The organism is Sphingomonas sp. GW821-FHT04B01 (genome assembly GCF_059420425.1).
On sequence record NZ_JBWKTR010000013.1, the window covers coordinates 39,747 to 55,782 of the forward strand.

A 16,036-nucleotide genomic window follows, 5' to 3' on the forward strand; every position below is an offset into this window, starting at 1 on the left:
ACATGACTCGAGCACCTGGTGTTCATCCACATACTGGGGTGCCGATCTCATCAGTGGGAGATGACTTTACGGCTGCCAGGATGCAAGAAGAATGGTGGGTGAACCGGGGCCGTAAGTTCCTGGCGGCAGCCTACGCCTAGTCCGCGTCTCGAAGCACGTTTGGCGGGCGGTGGCCGCTTGGGGAAGCTGGCCATAAGACCGCGCCGGAGCGGTACCGCCCTGCGACGAAACGCTCTGGTACCGTGCCGGATCGCACGATACCATGCGCCATGATGATCGCGAGCCCACGGCAACATGCCAGGCGGACCTACAGCCGGTTCGACAGCCCCGACTGGCTGGGGCAAGTGCTTGTCGACGCGATCGGTGACGCTTCGCCGGGCCGCGTGCTCGACCTTGGATGCGGTGGCGGGGCGCTGTCGCTCGCGGCCCTATCCCGCTGGAGCGTCTCCGAGCTGGTGACCGTCGACATCGACGCAGCAGCTGGCGATGAGATCAGGAGCGCTCTGACGCCCGAGCAAGCGGCGGCGCATCGTCATCTCCGGGCCGATGTGATGGGCTGCCTGTCGGAAGGCGTGAACGGTCTGCGCTCTGGTTCGCTCGACATCGTGATATCGAACCCGCCTTATCGCACGGCCCGATGGACTCCAGCCCTAGCGCCGATCCTGGCGCGAGCGGGATTACCCGCCTGTACCACCGTCTACGGCGATGTCCCCGTCGACATGATTTTTGTTGCGCAGGCCATCCACCTGGTCCGTGCCGGGGGAAGCCTCGGCCTAATTCTGCCGGACTCCTTCGTGTCCGGGGCAGCCTTGGCGCCGTTCCGCCGCGCACTGCTTGAGCAGCACCGGGTCGCCCGAGTAATCCAGCTTCCCCGCGGGGCATTCAAGGGAACCGACGCGCAGGCCTATGTCGTGATTATACGGCGCGAGGGCCCCACGACGTCGGTCCAGCTCGATCGCATCTTGGCGGACGGCAGCAGGCTGGAGCCGATCCACGTCGGCGTGGAACAGGCGACGCGTCGAATGGATCACGGCTATCACCACGCAGCGCCGCCTGAAGCTGGACATGGGAAGCGTTCACTACGCGACATAGGCGCTGTCGCGACGCGCGGCACCCTCAGTTCCGTGCAGTTGAGTGAAAGTGAGTATCCGACCTTTCACACTACGAATTTCTCCATGGCCACCGGGGCGTTCGTTTTCCTGCCTCCAGCACCCGTTTGGCACGCCGCCGGCGTGTGGGCAGTTCCTGGCGATGTCCTGGTGGCGCGAGTGGATCGCAGGCTCGAGCGAAAGGTGGCGCTGGTGGCTGATGGCTCCGCCCGCTTGTCCGACTGCGTGATCCGGCTGAGATGCCCTCTTGGTGTAGGCGACCGCGTGGTTCGCGGCCTCGCGTCACCAGATGGTCAGGCGCAACTGCGATCGGCGGCAAGGGGAACGGGCGCGCGCCACATATCCATCAGTGCCCTGTTGGACATTGTCGTCTAGGCGCGAACCGCTCGTGGCCGCTTTCAAATCTGAAACAAAGCGCCTTCTTGGGCGCCATCTGAGCGAATGTCCGCTCTGTTGGTATTGCCACCCACGAGCCGCCAGTCTGGTAACGGCCCAATCCTGGTCGTAGCGTCGCGAGTGAACGAACGACTGCTCCCGGGGTGCGCTCAAGCCGCCGTGAACGTCAGCTTCTGGGTCTTCATGGGAGCCACGGATCCGGCCCGGGATGTAATACTTGAAAGCACGAACTCAGGCCAGCATGAAACCTATTCAAGCTATTAGCGGCCATCAAGCGGCGGGCTGCCTCCTGCCACGAGTGCGCGTTTCGTACGGGCTCGAATCGAGCCGTATCCGGGCGAGACGCGGTTAATATCCGCAGTCCGGCGTGGGAGGCTGAGTTATCGCGCCATCCGATCGGCTGCGATCCGGCGCCGGTCGTCTGCACACAGAGGCCGGCGCCGTGGCTGCTACGCGTCCAGAGCCGCAACAATCGGGTTCGAAACCGGTTGATACCGTTGGCGATGTTGCCCGACTTTCGGATTGTAGAATGAAGTTCTTTTTCCACACTGACACTGACAGCCGTTCGAACGACGTGGAAGGTATGGAGTTTGATGCACCAGACGAGGCGAAGGCTCAGGCAATTGCCATGTGCGGCCAGATGATGCGCGACGCGCCCCGCAGCTTATGGGGCTCGCGACCCTGGAGTGTCACCGTCACTGACGAAACTGGGCTCATCCTGTGGAACATCGATTTGGATGCTACGTCGTCGGCAGCGGGGAGCAGCTTGGAAGGTAACCGCCCATAGTTGGCGAACTTCGACGCACCATTCCCGCGAAGCAAACCAACCGTGGTGGCACCCTTATAACCGGCGAGCAGCTTGTCCGGCTCACGACCGGCGTGACCGCCGCATAGACGGGCATCGTCACAGGCGCTCTTGGTAGAGTCGGCCGGTCCGCGGTCAAAGCTCCGCGAGTTCGCCCGCGACGTACGCGACGGCCGCTTTGCTATACCGGTTAGCTCGCGACTGCCTCTCAGCGAGGTCAGGAGCGCACACGAGCGGCTAGAGAAGGGCGGGGGAGGCAAGATCGTTTTGACAAACTGACCGGACGCGCACCTGCGTGAGCCACGCTTTGCTGGCAATTGTAGGACAGCCGCGAGACGAGGCGACGATTCCCCAAGCCGCCATCGGGATCCACAAGGTAAACGAATGGCGGAATGCGGGAAGCGAAATTCACCCACGAATGGCTGGAACTGGGTCGAGGCGGCCGGCGCGCCCCCGGCATCGTTCGTGCCGTTTCATTGTTGATGGCTTTGGACTAGCCACCCGCAGCATCCGCTTCCTTGTGATGTACTAATTACAGCTCGGCTGCCACGTCAGCGGCTTCGCATAGTTTCGCTACAAGCAGTGTTTCACCATGCTTTTCGGCTAACTGGATCATATCGTTCAGGCATTCCCGTAAATTGGTCATGGCGGCGGAAGAGCTGATCTCAGTGACAGGAATCTTCATTGGATCACCATTCAGCAATGCTCTCACGAGGCACGAAGGATCTATCGGTTTCTCACAACGGCTCAGCGAAGCATAGGCGGCAGGAACATCCGCCAAGTCGTTGCCGGTGGCAAAGACGCATCGAGCGCCGCGGGCAACTAAGGCATCGACAACAGGATATACCGTTCTCTCTCCCAAATTTATGTCCAACACCGCGGCATTAACGTCATCATGCTCACCGAGTAAGGCCAAAGCCCCTTCCACGTCCGACACAGGCCCAATCACCGTTGCGCCGGCATTGCGCAGATTGCGGCTTACCGCCTCTGCAATCATGTATTCGTCCTCTACAACTAGAACACGACGATCGTGCAGCAAGGGTTCGCTCATCGTTTTTCCTCTAGCTCGTTTGATCTGCGATCACCGGTACGCTGATGGTGCAGCGTACACCGTCGTCAGTGAAGGTGTAGCTTGTCCTGGCCTTCAACTGGAACGGCAGTGCCCTCTCGATCAGCTCGCGTCCATAACCAATGGGCATGTCCTTCCCTCCGGCTCGTGGCGGCGCTAGTCCGCTCTCGATCCATTCGACGGTGAGGAAGCCGCGCTGATCGTCTTGCTGCGCCACCGACCAAGTGATGGCTAGCCTGCCCGATCCGACCGTAAGAGCGCCGTACTTTACGGCATTCGTGGCCAGTTCGTGAAGCGCCAACGCGAGCGTCTGCACCGCGCCTGACCGCAGCGGTATGCCGGATGGCCCACGCAGTGCGATGCGAACATCCAAACCCTCTCCATCATTAGCGCCAAGAGCTCGGAGTTCAGATTGCAGCAGGGCGTCGAAGGTGACCTTCCGACCGGCGCACGCATGTGACAGCAGCCCCTGAACACGTGCCAGGGACGAGAGGCGATCGTCGAAGCGCTCCTTGAAGTCGGCGAGCGACGATGCGCCATCAAGCGTCTTTTCAGACAAGGCCTGTACCACCGCAATGAGATTGCGAGTGCGGTGCTGAAGCTCCGCGACCATCACGCTTTGGCGTCCCTGCGCCTGGCGAAGATCGTCAATGTCGTTTGCTGTGCCGAGCCATTCAATAACATGTCCGTCTTCGTCGCAGATCGGCTTGGCGCGCATGACGAACCACCGATATGCTCCATCCTGCCTGCGAAGCCGATGTTCGCTCTCGAAGCCGCCATCCGCTTCTGCTCCAGTCCAGGCAGATAACGCCGTGGCCCTGTCTTCGGGATGCAAAATGCGCAGCCAACCAAAGCCTTGGCTGTCCTGCTCAGATTGACCGGTAAAGTTCGTCCACTGCGGGCTGGTCCATGTCCATTCTGTGGAGCAATCCGCCCTCCACAGCAGCTGTGGAATGCCTTCTAGCACGGCACGGGTGCGACGTTCACTACCCTCAAGTGCCTGCTCCAGTCGCTTACGCTCGTCGATATCGATATTCATACCAAGCCACTTGACGATGTGACCCGCATCGTCGCGCAGCGGAACTGCACGGACGTTCATCCAGCGATAGTTGCCGTTTGCGTCCCGCAGCCGGTATTCGGCATCGACGGCGCAGCGCTTCCGGACAGTCTCGCGCCATTTCTCGCCGATGGCGGCACGATCTTCCGGATGAATTGCGCTTAGCCATCCATAGCCTTTCCAATCGTCGACGCTCTGCCCGGTGTAAGCGCGCCAGCTTGGACTGTCCGCCTCCACCAGGCCGTCGCTTGCGGCTTCCCAAGTCGCGACGGCCACGCCATCGATCAGCAGCTGTGCGCGCGCCTCATTTTCTCGCAATGCCTCCGACGCGCGCTTCAACGCGTCGATGTCGCTGATGACGCTCGTCTGCCCGGTGACCCGTCCGTCTTCATCGAGGATGGGGACACTGGCGACCCTGGTCCATATTTGCCGATCCTGATCGACGTTGAAAAGCATTTCCTGGCCGGGCACGGTGCGCTCGCCACGCAACGCGCGCGCGCCTGGGTAATCGTGCAGGGAAAGAACCTCGCCTTCGACGTTCCACGCTTGCCACCGGCCGCGGCCACCCGGATCGCGCGATGGCATTACGCCTCCGGGCAAGAACTGGCGATACTCGGTGTTTGCCACTACGATGCAGCCCTCAGTGTCGAGCACGGCGATACCAACAGGCACGCTCTCAAATGCTGCGGCGAGCCTGGCCTCGCTGGTGCGCAAGGCCATTTTGACACGCGCAGCATCCATTGCCGCCCAAACCCGCTCCGACATTTCCCTCAGGAAGCCGACTTCGCCAGGGACAAAGATGTGAGGAAGGCGGTAATGCAGGAAAAAGAAGGCGCGCAGCTCGCCGGCCTCGAACAGCGGCACATTTACGGTGGCCCCTATCTGCATCGCGGCATAAGCTGTTTTTTCAGCAGAAGTCAGCGCGGGATCAGCAGCGACATCGCAATGAACATCGACTTCCTCGCATCGAAGGCGGTCACATAGCTGCGTCGCGAAGTCAGCCGTTTGGTATTCGCCCATCAACGACGGTACGTCAGTCGCGGCGTCCCTGAGGACCGTTATCGAACCAGTCAGCGCCGACAGTTCCACGTAACCGCTCCGATCAGCTCGCATTTCTTTCGAAAGCATGGCGCATGCCGTTGCTTGGATCTGGGCGGCGTCTTCGAGCGGTCGAATTGCCTTGTTAAGGTAATGCAAAAATCTTCGGCGGTGATCAAAGTCAAAGTTAGAGTCGATCATCATGCGACTATCATCGTCCAAGGAGGCCATTTCACGCTAGATTTCGCATGATCAGTCCAGCTCTCGCTGAGCGGCGTAGATCGACTCCATAGTTGAGATTACGAGCCTATGCCCCTTCTCGCTAAGCGCGAGAAACGCGTCCCGGCGGTCGATCAGGCCTTCCGCCTCTAGAGCTGCCACCCATCGGTCGATGACGCTGCGCGACGTCGCCCCGGGAACGTCGAGTTCACTTATCTCTAGGTAGCACGCTTCATCCTCAGCGACGTGGAGGATGAGGAGGGTGTCAAGCGGCGTCGGTGCGTAGAAGCCACGTGGAAGGGACTCAGCGATCTCGCGCGATGCACTCAGCATGCGCTGGGCGAGCTTTTTGGTGGTCGTGGGAGCGATAATGCGTCGCTCTCCTTCCGCCGTCTTCAAGATTTTAGACAGCTCGCTACCCCTCGCAACAACGCTGCACGCTACATCCGTCTCCTCACGCTGTCGACTGCGCATTCCGGCGTGGCCTTCTGCCTACGTTGCGGCGACGTTCGGGAGCAAAAGGCCGACAGCCCGAACCATTCAAAACGCAGAGATGAACGAGCGACAAAAATTGGGGCGCGGGGGAGGGCGCGCGAATGACTGATTGTCGGTCGTCACGTCGGACCCCCAGAAACCTTTTGATTACGAGCGGGCCGGTTTTGGGAGACTTTCCAATGTCCGGTTGACTTTGTCGCTGCCGCGGCGGCTCAGGCCGATCACCGGCCTTAGCCAATCGATCCGCCTGCCTACGAGGTAGAAGACCCAACAACCCATCATCGTGACCACAAGCAGGGTGGCAAAACGAGCGAGTGGGCCGGTGGCTGATGATAGCAGTGCATAGCCGGCCACGACAATGATCGTCTGATGGATGAGATAAAAGGGAAACACCGTCTCGGCCAGCATGGGGCGCCAGCGATGGTCGGTGTTCACGAAACGGTCGGCCATTCCTATCAGCGCGATGATCGCGCACCAGCTTTCGACTGCACGGGCAATCCGGAACGTCGTCCATGCCCAGTGCGGTGCGATTGTGTTGCCCGGCCAGGCCAACTCGGTGCTTGCAAGCACAAGCCAGCCATCGATGGCTGCCACGGACGCGGTAGGCCACCAGCGACCGATCGAAGGGAACAACCTGTTCGACCACCGCAGCCCCGCCCCAAACAGGAATGCAGGCAGGTAAGTTGCATGCGCGCTCCAGTCGGCGACCAGGGCGTGGCTTTCCTCCCAACCGGTGCCGATGCTACGCGCGGCATAAACCCAGAGGATACCCGCCGGGAGCAGCAGGGGACCGGCGAGCACATGCTCGGCCACATGGAGGCAGGCGCTGCGCCAGCGGGCGGGCAGGCTCAGCAAACCACCGAGCAGGACCGTGTAAACCAGCAGGTAGACGACGAACCAAAGGTGCATCCAGGTCGGCATCGCGACCCCGTCGATCTTCTGGAAGCGGTAGTAGTCGTGAACGACGAAGTAGCCGAAGCCATGGCCATAGTCGAAATGGGTGACCAGCCACACCCAAGGCTGTGGCACCACAATGACGGCCATGCCGAAAACCACCGGGGTGCCCAGCCGAGACAACCGCGACCGCAGGAACCCTGCCACGCTACCCTGCTTGGCAAACAAGGCTGCGCTGGCGTAGCCGGACACCACGAACAGCAGCGACAGCCGCCATGGATTCAAGAGGAACATCGGGATCGTTGCCCAGGGCATGCCGGGCGTGACCAGCTTCACCGGATAGTCCCACGGCACGAACGCCATGCCAACATGGTAGAGGATGAGGAGCTGGAACGCACCGATACGTAGCCAGTCCATGCCGTAATGCCGTCCTGTCATGCCCCTGCTGTCCTTCCACCCGTGCTATGGATTTGGCGGTGGCTAGCGACCGCAGGAATGCTTCGGTAAGTTCGCTGGGGTAGAGCGTGGGGCAGCAGGGACGGTGGTGACGGAGGCAGGGACGAACGGCGGGTGGGCGGGGATGAGTGGCGGGCGGCGACAAATGGCCGCGGCGCTGCTTACCGGCTTCCTGTTGATTCTGGTCGTGGTGACCATCGGTAACGCTGAGTCCACAATTAGCGATCTGGCCGCAGCGGGTGTGTGGGAAACGCGCGCGCACGTCTGGATCTGGGAGCTCAGCAGCGTGTTGGCTTGGCTAAGCGTCGCACCGTTGATCTGGTGGTGCGTCGCGAAGGTCCGCCCACCACAGGTAGGCTGGCCGGCGGTGGCGCTCATTGTCCTGTTGGGATTGCCGATCGCATCGGCATGGCACGTCGCCTCGATGGTCGCCCTGCGCCACCTGGCCTACGGTGCGATGGGGGAGGGGTATCATTTCGCGGGCAGCATCGCCCATCCATACCTCTACGAGTTCCGGAAGGATGCCGCGACGTACCTGCAGTTTACCGGACTGGCGGCATTGTCTCAGTGGCTACTCGCACGTGTCGATCCGCTGCCTCGGGCCGAACCGAACCCAGCTGCCCTTTCAACTGCGCAGCGGACCCTAGCTATCGTTGATGGCGCAACGCGGCACCTTCTGTCGGTAGATACCATCGACCACATCCGTGCTGCAGGCAATTATGTCGAGGTCTATGCAGCAGGCCGAGCATTGCTGCACCGTGCGACGCTGACCGGCGTCGAGATTGAAATAGGGGATGCCTTCGTGCGCATCCACCGTAGCCGGCTCGTCCGTCGTGACGCCATTCGTAGCGTTCACACCGATCGCAGCGGCGACTTCTCTGTGAGTTTGGTTGACGGAACGATACTGGCGGGAAGCCGCCGCTATCGCGATCAGCTAACCAGACGCGATTAGTCTTCGTTATACAGGTGGTCCACCGCCCACCAGATATATGAACAAGCGACCGAAATTGGGCTGGTCTCCATGATGCCTAAATGGCCGAATATGGGTCGTGTCAGAACCACTCCCGACGTCAAGGCATCGACGCGGATGCAGAGGCAAGGGGCATGGTAAGCCGCTGTCACCCAGCGGTTCGCCTTTCCTGCCGCGGTTTAGCCGGCTTCTGAAACATCAAACCAGCACCGACCAGCAGCGCAAGCTCCACCGCTATCCCCGACATGTGGATGTGCCGGGTGAGTAGGTAGACCAATGCAAGAGCAAGGGTGCTGACCGCGACCAGATGGCGAACTCGCACAACTCCGCTCGACGCATCAAACCCTTTGGCGGTGCCGACGATGATGAACGAGCCCGCCGTTGTCGCCATCCAGACCCAGATCAAAAGGCCGTCGTGCGCAGGAGCGATCAGCCCGATGATTCCCACCAGCGCCAAGGCCAGTGGTTGCCCCCATGCGATGCCAATCCAAAGACGCTCCCAAAGCGGTACAGCGCGGCCCCGATCGCGACGTCGCGCAAGCCAGATCGTCACGCCGCTCGATGTGACGATGCAAAGCGCCAACCCCAGCAAACCGTAGAGTAGCCGCACCGGCAGACCGCCGAACCAGCCTAAATGAAGCTGTCCGATGCCTCCTAGCATCTTGGCTCCGAGTACGAGGTCGGCCGGATGGCGGTCCTTCACGACGTTACCCCCCACGTCGAAGATCGTCGTGTCCTGCGGCACCAACAAGCGATCACGCTCGGAGGAGATGGTGACACGGACGTCCGCACGTCCTGCGCGCTCGATGATAAATTGGTGTGGCGTTGCGCCACCACTGCGACGCTGCGCCTCGGCCAGCATCGGATCCAGCGGCGGCAGGGGTGCTGCTTCAGCGTTGATGGCGGGCGGCGCTTCTGTGAACAGTCCGTAGACCTTGGCCGTGTCGCCCCTGTAGAGAAGCATCGCCAAGACGCCGACGATTAGCGTACTGAGGCCCAACAAAGCGCCGGTCAGCGCGATGGCGACATGAAACGGTAGCGCCCAAATGCCGAGGCGGTTGTGCATGTCCGCCTCTTGCAACCGTCGCGCGCCGCCCCGTCGCAGGTGGAAGGCATCCTTGAAGATGCGCGGATGCGCGAGGATGCCGGAGATTAGCGAGGAGAGCAGCGCCACCCCGGTCAAGCCGACGATGAAACCGCCCCAGGCGCGCGGCAGGTGCAGCGCGACATGCAGATCGACAAGGAAGTCAGCGATGGGAGTGCGCCGCTCGATCAGGTTGCCGTTCCGGTCTGCCGCCCATTCGCGGCGAACTGCCGGCGTATAGGCGATGATGCTGGCCTCTGCCTCCTCCATGGAGGGCGGCGAGACGTACAGCGTGGATTGCGCCGGCCCCTTGCCTTGCGCAGATCGGACGGCTCGGTCGAGCGCGCCAGGAGCAAAAGCCGTGATCGAGGGCGCATCAGGCTGTTCCCAGCGCGCTATGTCGTGGGCGAAGACAGCCAGCGTGCCCGTCAGGCAGACGAGATAGATAATCGCGGCGAAGGCGAGGCCGAGGATGCCGTGGCCGCTCAGCACCGCCCGCACGGTAGCCGGCGATAATGGCCAACCACGCGGCGCATCCTGTTTTCCGGTGACCTTCATACGAAACCCCGCATTGCAGCCAGAGTGAAGCCTCCAACGGTCGTCCCTGAGAGGACTGCAAGCGAGCGGAGGAGCCGCTGATCGGCGAGCGTCCAAGTCATGGCGAGTGCCCAGACGATCGGCATCAGAAGACCGCCGATAATGATCCGGGTCCGCGGATCGCCGGGTGCCCAGGTGGCGTAGCAGAAGGCGATCCCCATGGCCGCCGTCATGCCGAGCGGCCCTGCCAGCAGCGCCTTCAGCCAGCCGCGCCACGCTTTTGATGGTCCTTCAAGCGGCTCGGGCGCAAGGCTCGCGCTTCGCCCGGCACGCGCTGCCCGGATTGTTCGCCCCTGTATAACGACGATCAGCGCGGCCAGCCCGATTCCGGCCACGGCAAGCGCGCTTCCCTTGACCCAGCCGGCCCACACCGCATCGAGCAGGACGGTGCTGACGAGCACCGCCCATCCGCTCACGATCAGGCCGACACGTTCGCGTTGCCGATCTGCCCATGCGCGCCGCAATAGCGTCGCACCGGCCAATCCCCCAATGACGGCGACGAGCGCGGCCAGGGCTGTCACAGATGCAGTTCCAGACCGGCACCGAACGTCTGCGGATCGCCGACAATGCCGCGAAGGCCGTCAGGGGTGCGGTATTGGAGGTAGTCCTCGTCGAGCAGGTTCCGGGCGAAGGCGAACACCGTCCAGGGACCGGCATCATAGCCCAGCCGTGCGTTCACCACCGTGCGGCCGGACACGCGTGATTGGCTCTGGGTGGTGCCGACATCGGTGTAGACGGCGCTGCGATAGTTGGCGTTGACGTTGCCGACGATGGCACCGACGCGGCCGTTGATCCCGGCCGCCAGCGTCCAGCGGGGCGCATAGGGGAATTGCGATCCCGCCAGATCGACCGTGCTGGTCGAACCCGTGGGCAGATCGAAGCGATCGTACTTGGTCCGTACGTAGCCGGCCGAGGCATAGGCATCGAACACGCGATTGAGGCGGCCCTGTACCTCCAGCTCCCCTCCATAAAGGTGCGACTTGCCGGCGTTCACCGTATTGTAGTCGTAGGCGTTGAGACCGAAGAAGGCGGTCGTCTGCTGGTCCTTCCAATCGACGTAGAAAATGTTGGCATTGACCGTCAGCCTGCCGTCCAGCCAGCGCGAGCGCAGCGATCCCTCGTAGTTCCAGCTATATTCCGGATCATAGGCGACGAGCGTCGCGCGCGCCGGGTTCTGGCTCGACCCGCCCGAGCGATAGGCGCGCTGCACGGTGAAGGCAGTGGTCAGGTCAGGCGTCCATTCCATACTGACGCCGGTCTTCGGCAGGAAGGCGTCGAAGCTGCGGGCGTTGCTGGCCCGCGCCGATGCTGCCTGTGCGACCAGGCCGAGCACACCGCGGTTGATCGCGGTCACCGCCAGGTTGAGCGGCGTGCCAGCCGCGCCGAACGCGGCCGGGCTTGGGAGCGTACCGTTGAAGGTGGCGATCGTCTCCGCGCCGTAGCGGTTGTCTTCGTGATCGTAGCGGAAGCCGGCGAGCAGCGAGAGGCGATCGGTCACGCGCAGGCGACCGTCGCCGAACAGCGCGGCATTCTTCACGAGCAAGGGCTGATCGGCAATGTAGCGGACCGGTATCTGCGGCAGCGCGGTGGCATAGGCGGTCGCGATCTGCCTCGCAGCGGCGGCTGGGAAACCGCCACCCTGCAACAATCCCACGATCGTAGTAACGGGCGTCGCGATGTTCAGTCGGTTGTTGGCGTCAAGTCCGCCGGAACGCCGATAGGCCCAGGCACCCAGCACGCCGCTCAGTCGCTCGCCATCATAGTTGAGGCGGAGTTCCTGCGTCCACGTCCGGTAGCGGCTATCGTTGCTGATGAATTGCACGTCGGCGGCCGTGCCGTCCGCATCGGTCTGGGCCAGCGTCGCGGTGCGATTGAACGAGGTGACGCTCGACAATCGCAGACGGGGGGCGATCTCGTAGCCGACGTTCAGCACTGCGATGTCGGAGCGGATATAGCCGCGGTTGGGTTGGTCGCTGGTCGAGCGCCGGTGACTGTAGAAGTCCGGCGTGAAAATGTTGGTGTATTCGTAAAGGTAGCCGCCATCGCGTCGTACGCGATTGTAGCTCGCCTTCACGTCGACGCCGGGCAGCGCTTGCGGCCTCCAGTGGAGCTTGCCGCGAAGATTAAGCGTGCGCAGGCTGTCGTCGTAACCGCCTCGCGTGACGTTGCGGATGATGCCGCGATCGGCCCGCCTTTCCGCCGACAGGCGGATACCCAGCTCGTCCCGGATCAGCGGGCCGCCCGCCGCGGCCGAGAATTTGCGATCGTTCCGGTCGGTCCAGAGGACGCGCCCGTCCGCGCTATAATCGGTGACCGAAGCATCGCGGGTCGTCAGCACGACGGCGCCGGCCAGCGCGTTCAAGCCCTGAATGGTGGATTGCGGCCCGCGAAGGACTTCGACCTGATCGATGTCCCAGAGGTCGGTGGGACCGCCGAACAGCGCCTGGCGAGGGATGGGTGCACCATCCACGTACACGGTCGCCGTGTCCGCATTCCCGCCGGCACCTACACCTTGGTTGTTGATGCCGCGGATGGTGAAGCCGGCAGCGCCGTATGTCTCGGAGACGTTGGCGGTGCGATTGTAGACGTCCTGGATCGACAGGATGTTCTCCTGCCGAATGCGCTCGGGGGTCGTGACGGCGACGCTGGTCGTCGTCTCCTGAAGCGTTCGGTTCGACTTCTCGCCGGTTACGATGATGTCCTCGGGTTGAACTTCCTGCGTGGAGGCAGGCGCCCGTTGCGCAAGGCTGGGTGTCGCGGCGATCAACGTGCCGGTGCAGAGCAGGTAAGCGATCAGTCTCATTGTGGCCCCTTTTTGCGAGGCGCTACAAACCAACGTAATGCGAATCAATAGCAAATCTCGTCAGCTTATTCTTGTGGGGCTTCCTCAGTTGAGAAGCTGGTACGGCAGCCGACGGAACCGAGGCTCAGGACCTCCCGCCCTACCAACATGAACGGACGGCAGAAGGTGGGCAGCCGAAAAGAGGCCTCGGACGACCGGATGTGGGTCTTACCTCTGTCGGAGAATAGACAACGAATGGAAGCCAAGGTTCAGTCCGGTTGCCAACGAAGCGCATCGATTAGCGCCCGCATCGCCGGGCTGACACGACGATCGGGGTAGTAGAGCCTGCAACCGGGATAGGTCGGGCACCATGAGCCGAGTACCTGGACCAAACGCCCGTCCCGAACCTCGCCGGCCACGTCATCCTCCATCATGTAGCCCAACCCCGCTCCCGCCCGCACCGCCGCCGCGGCAAGCGCCTCGTCATTGACGATCAGCTGCCCGGTGACGCGAACCTTGATGTCGCGTCCGTCTTCCTCGAACTCCCACGGGAGAAGCCCGCCACCGCCGAGCTGGCGGTAGTTGACGCAGATGTGACGCTCTAGAGCGGCGGGGGTCGCTGGCGGATCATGCCTCGCGAAATAGCTTGGTGTGCCGACCACGACCGTGCGTAGGTCGGGGCCGACAGGCACGGCCACCATGTCGCCCTCTACTGCCTGCGCGAGGCGGATCCCGGCGTCGAAGCCGCTCGCTACGATATCGATCAGGCGATCCTCGACGATCACCTCGACCGAAATATCAGGATGGTCGATCAGGAAGGCGGGAAGGCGCGGCGCCAGGATTGTGCGCGCGGCCCACCCGAACGTCGCCAGCCGGACCGCGCCCGCCGGCGTGTCGCGCCAGTCGGCCAGCCGTGAAAGGCCGCGAGCGACTTCCGTCAGCGCAGGATCAAGCGATCGGAGCAATTGTTCGCCGGCTGATGTCGGCGCGACTGAGCGGGTCGTCCGGGCAAGCAGGCGCACGCCGAGCCGCAACTCTAGTGCCTTCATGGCGTGGCTCAGCGCTGACGGCGAAAGCCCGAGTTCGGCGCCTGCGCGCGTGAAGCTGCGCGTACGCGCGACGGTCGCGAACGCTGCCAGATCATCTAGGTCGCCGCGTCGCATTGCTGCATCATGCTCACAAACCCTTGCGGACGGCAACGCCTAATCCTGGCTGCATCGAGGTGCCATTTCTGCTACTCAAGCAAGGAGCATCATCATGAGCCTGACACGCTATCACACGCTTGGCCGATCAGGCCTCGTAGTCAGTCCGCTGGCACTCGGCACAATGACCTTCGGTCCTGGCGAGTGGAACGCCGACGACGCAACAGCGCGTGCCGTCTTCAACGCCTATCGCGACGCCGGCGGCAACTTCATCGACACCGCCGACATCTATTCGGGCGGGGGGAGCGAAGAGCTGGTTGGCCGCTTCATCAAGGAGACCAACGCGCGCGACGAACTGGTGCTGGCGACGAAGTTCGGCTTCAACGGCTCGGCCAGCCCTCTGACCGCGACGCAGGCTGGCGGCGGCAATCCCAACGCAGGCGGCGCGGGTGCCAAGAACATCCACCGCGCGCTCGACGCTTCGCTGCGGCGGCTCGGTACCGACTATGTCGATCTTTACTGGATGCATATTTGGGACGGCGTGACGCCGGCCGAGGAACTGGTTGAGACGCTCAGCGCGCTCGTGCGTGCCGGCAAGATCCGCTACTACGCCTTCTCGGACATGCCGGCTTGGCTGGCGATCAAGGCGGCGGCGATCGCGGCGGAGCGCGGCGTCCCTGGTCCGATCGCGATGCAGGTCGAGTACTCGCTGGTTGCGCGCGATGTCGAGGCCGAGCACGTCCCGGCAGCGCGCGATGCAGGGATGGGCGTGCAGCCGTGGAGTCCGCTCGCCGGCGGCTTCCTGTCAGGCAAGTACCGGCGCGGCGACACCGCCGACACGGGCAGGCTCAGCGGCGCCAACCCGTTCGGCGACAGCAAGTTCGCCGATCGCAACTGGGCCGTGCTTGACGTGGTGAAGACGATCGCGTCCGAGGTCGACGGCAACCCCGCGCAGGTGGCGCTCGCCTGGGCGATGGCGAAGCCGGGCATCACCTCGCCGCTGGTCGGTGCGCGGACCGTCGAGCAGCTGACCAGCAACTTGGCCGCTGCTTCGCTGACGCTCGACCGCGAACAGATGGCGCGGTTGGACGAGGTAAGCGCTCCTCCGTCCGGCTTCAGCGCCGGCCTAGTGTCGCCCGCCATCCGGCGCATGGTGTTCGGAGGCCGCGATGTTCGCGGTTGGGGCGAGTAGTGGCCACTACGCGATCAGCGTCAGCCCCATAGATCAGGCTACTGGATGCTTCTGAACCAACGTCCGCTTTCAGGATGTGCTCAAACCGCTATGAATGTCAGCTTCTGGGTCATCCTAGACATGCTCCAAGCCGTGGCAGCTGAGGTCGAGCGGCCGTTGGCGCAGGTTGCGTTGGCTTGGATCATGGCGCGCCCGGGCGGGGCGTCAACGCTGATCGGCGCGAGCAAGGTGTCGCAGCTGGAAGGGAATATATGCGCAACAGACATTCGCCTTTCACAGGACCAGATGCAGCGTCTGGAAGATGTCAGCCCTTCATCGCTCGGTTTAGTGCCGCACTCGCGCAGCCGTTCGTCCGACGGATGATCCATGGCGGTCACTCTGTGAATGGTTGGGGTTGATAAGTCGCCTAAGTTGGAGCGGCAAGGATTCGAAGCCGCGCTGGAGTTGTGCCCATCATTGCACGAATGTGATAACCGAGATGGCTCGCGCTGGAAAAACCGCACCCCTCGGCGACCTCATCGATAGACCGGTCCTTGCCCAATTCGTCGACCGCACGGGCAATCCTGCGTGCGATAACATATTGGTGGGGCGGAGTCCCAGTCGAGGCTGCGAACGCGCGCGCAAAGTGAAAGCTACTCATTCCGGCGATACTAGCTAGGGCTCAGACTCATTCACAGCCAGAACGCGAGAGCTGTTGCGAGCGCCACGCCTGAGAGGAAGTTGGCGGCAAG

The 16,036-nt window shown here is 62.8% G+C and carries 15 protein-coding genes; 6 read left to right on the forward strand and 9 right to left on the reverse strand.

Features of this window, described 5'->3' with window-relative positions; translation table 11 throughout:
• Positions 1 to 269: 269 nt before the first annotated feature.
• From AC07UH_RS19995 to AC07UH_RS20005, 3 genes are all read left to right on the forward strand, one after another.
• Complete coding sequence (locus AC07UH_RS19995) at positions 270 to 1,484, forward strand: methyltransferase (protein ID WP_495181935.1); 1,215 nt, start codon at positions 270 to 272, stop codon at positions 1,482 to 1,484.
• A gap of 550 nt (positions 1,485 to 2,034) precedes the next feature.
• Entirely contained in the window at positions 2,035 to 2,292 is a 258-nt protein-coding gene (locus tag AC07UH_RS20000; RefSeq protein ID WP_495181936.1) for a DUF6894 family protein, read from the forward strand.
• Between the two features lie 129 nt (positions 2,293 to 2,421).
• The gene (locus AC07UH_RS20005; protein WP_495181937.1) at positions 2,422 to 2,589 is read left to right on the forward strand and encodes a zinc-binding dehydrogenase; all 168 of its coding nucleotides are present in this window, start codon (positions 2,422 to 2,424) and stop codon (positions 2,587 to 2,589) included.
• Between the two features lie 253 nt (positions 2,590 to 2,842).
• On the opposite strand, the gene AC07UH_RS20010 is transcribed toward AC07UH_RS20005, so the two are convergent.
• The 4 genes from AC07UH_RS20010 to AC07UH_RS20025 all read right to left on the reverse strand — a co-directional run bounded on the left by AC07UH_RS20010 (position 2,843) and on the right by AC07UH_RS20025 (position 7,520).
• Positions 2,843 to 3,361: a response regulator gene (locus AC07UH_RS20010; protein WP_495181938.1), complete on the reverse strand. Its 519-nt coding sequence runs from the start codon at positions 3,359 to 3,361 to the stop codon at positions 2,843 to 2,845.
• Positions 3,362 to 3,371: 10 nt separating this feature from the next.
• Positions 3,372 to 5,678 (reverse strand): PAS domain S-box protein, encoded by a 2,307-nt coding sequence (locus tag AC07UH_RS20015; protein ID WP_495181939.1) that lies wholly within the window; start codon positions 5,676 to 5,678, stop codon positions 3,372 to 3,374.
• Between the two features lie 48 nt (positions 5,679 to 5,726).
• Positions 5,727 to 6,167 (reverse strand): hypothetical protein, encoded by a 441-nt coding sequence (locus AC07UH_RS20020; RefSeq protein ID WP_495181940.1) that lies wholly within the window; start codon positions 6,165 to 6,167, stop codon positions 5,727 to 5,729.
• Between the two features lie 168 nt (positions 6,168 to 6,335).
• Positions 6,336 to 7,520 (reverse strand): acyltransferase family protein, encoded by a 1,185-nt coding sequence (locus AC07UH_RS20025; RefSeq protein WP_495181941.1) that lies wholly within the window; start codon positions 7,518 to 7,520, stop codon positions 6,336 to 6,338.
• 163 nt (positions 7,521 to 7,683) lie between these two features.
• On the opposite strand from AC07UH_RS20025, the gene AC07UH_RS20030 reads away from it, so the two are divergent.
• Entirely contained in the window at positions 7,684 to 8,490 is an 807-nt protein-coding gene (locus tag AC07UH_RS20030) for a LytTR family DNA-binding domain-containing protein (protein ID WP_495181942.1), read from the forward strand.
• Between the two features lie 166 nt (positions 8,491 to 8,656).
• On the opposite strand, the gene AC07UH_RS20035 is transcribed toward AC07UH_RS20030, so the two are convergent.
• The 4 genes from AC07UH_RS20035 to AC07UH_RS20050 all read right to left on the reverse strand — a co-directional run bounded on the left by AC07UH_RS20035 (position 8,657) and on the right by AC07UH_RS20050 (position 14,134).
• Positions 8,657 to 10,150 (reverse strand): PepSY-associated TM helix domain-containing protein, encoded by a 1,494-nt coding sequence (locus AC07UH_RS20035; RefSeq protein WP_495181943.1) that lies wholly within the window; start codon positions 10,148 to 10,150, stop codon positions 8,657 to 8,659.
• Entirely contained in the window at positions 10,147 to 10,710 is a 564-nt protein-coding gene (locus AC07UH_RS20040; RefSeq protein WP_495181944.1) for a hypothetical protein, read from the reverse strand. The genes AC07UH_RS20035 and AC07UH_RS20040 overlap by 4 nt, the downstream gene beginning before the upstream one ends.
• A complete protein-coding gene (locus tag AC07UH_RS20045) occupies positions 10,707 to 12,992 on the reverse strand; it encodes a TonB-dependent receptor (protein WP_495181945.1) in 2,286 nt (761 codons plus the stop codon). Before AC07UH_RS20045 ends, AC07UH_RS20040 begins: the two co-directional genes overlap by 4 nt.
• Before the next feature lie 248 nt (positions 12,993 to 13,240).
• A complete protein-coding gene (locus tag AC07UH_RS20050) occupies positions 13,241 to 14,134 on the reverse strand; it encodes a LysR family transcriptional regulator (RefSeq protein WP_495181946.1) in 894 nt (297 codons plus the stop codon).
• 94 nt (positions 14,135 to 14,228) lie between these two features.
• Here AC07UH_RS20050 and AC07UH_RS20055 point away from each other — a divergent pair, with 94 nt between their 5' ends.
• Both AC07UH_RS20055 and AC07UH_RS20060 read left to right on the forward strand, forming a co-directional pair.
• Positions 14,229 to 15,305, forward strand: a complete 1,077-nt coding sequence (locus AC07UH_RS20055) for an aldo/keto reductase (RefSeq protein ID WP_495181947.1) — start codon at positions 14,229 to 14,231, stop codon at positions 15,303 to 15,305.
• Between the two features lie 45 nt (positions 15,306 to 15,350).
• Positions 15,351 to 15,668: an aldo/keto reductase gene (locus AC07UH_RS20060; protein ID WP_495193964.1), complete on the forward strand. Its 318-nt coding sequence runs from the start codon at positions 15,351 to 15,353 to the stop codon at positions 15,666 to 15,668.
• Positions 15,669 to 15,711: 43 nt separating this feature from the next.
• Here the strand turns inward: AC07UH_RS20060 and AC07UH_RS20065 are convergent, their stop codons facing one another.
• Positions 15,712 to 15,954, reverse strand: a complete 243-nt coding sequence (locus AC07UH_RS20065) for a helix-turn-helix domain-containing protein (protein WP_495181951.1) — start codon at positions 15,952 to 15,954, stop codon at positions 15,712 to 15,714.
• Positions 15,955 to 16,036 lie beyond the last annotated feature (82 nt).

Bases quoted from the DNA above. Each gene is read 5' to 3' on its own strand.
- AC07UH_RS19995 (WP_495181935.1), top strand. From the start codon at position 270: ATGATGATCGCGAGCCCACGGCAACATGCCAGGCGGACCTACAGCCGG.
- AC07UH_RS20000 (WP_495181936.1), top strand. From the start codon at position 2,035: ATGAAGTTCTTTTTCCACACTGACACTGACAGCCGTTCGAACGACGTG.
- AC07UH_RS20010 (WP_495181938.1), bottom strand. From the start codon at position 3,361: ATGAGCGAACCCTTGCTGCACGATCGTCGTGTTCTAGTTGTAGAGGAC.
- AC07UH_RS20015 (WP_495181939.1), bottom strand. From the start codon at position 5,678: ATGATGATCGACTCTAACTTTGACTTTGATCACCGCCGAAGATTTTTG.
- AC07UH_RS20020 (WP_495181940.1), bottom strand. From the start codon at position 6,167: ATGCGCAGTCGACAGCGTGAGGAGACGGATGTAGCGTGCAGCGTTGTT.
- AC07UH_RS20025 (WP_495181941.1), bottom strand. From the start codon at position 7,520: ATGACAGGACGGCATTACGGCATGGACTGGCTACGTATCGGTGCGTTC.
- AC07UH_RS20030 (WP_495181942.1), top strand. From the start codon at position 7,684: ATGGCCGCGGCGCTGCTTACCGGCTTCCTGTTGATTCTGGTCGTGGTG.
- AC07UH_RS20035 (WP_495181943.1), bottom strand. From the start codon at position 10,150: ATGAAGGTCACCGGAAAACAGGATGCGCCGCGTGGTTGGCCATTATCG.
- AC07UH_RS20045 (WP_495181945.1), bottom strand. From the start codon at position 12,992: ATGAGACTGATCGCTTACCTGCTCTGCACCGGCACGTTGATCGCCGCG.
- AC07UH_RS20050 (WP_495181946.1), bottom strand. From the start codon at position 14,134: ATGCGACGCGGCGACCTAGATGATCTGGCAGCGTTCGCGACCGTCGCG.
- AC07UH_RS20055 (WP_495181947.1), top strand. From the start codon at position 14,229: ATGAGCCTGACACGCTATCACACGCTTGGCCGATCAGGCCTCGTAGTC.
- AC07UH_RS20060 (WP_495193964.1), top strand. From the start codon at position 15,351: ATGCTTCTGAACCAACGTCCGCTTTCAGGATGTGCTCAAACCGCTATG.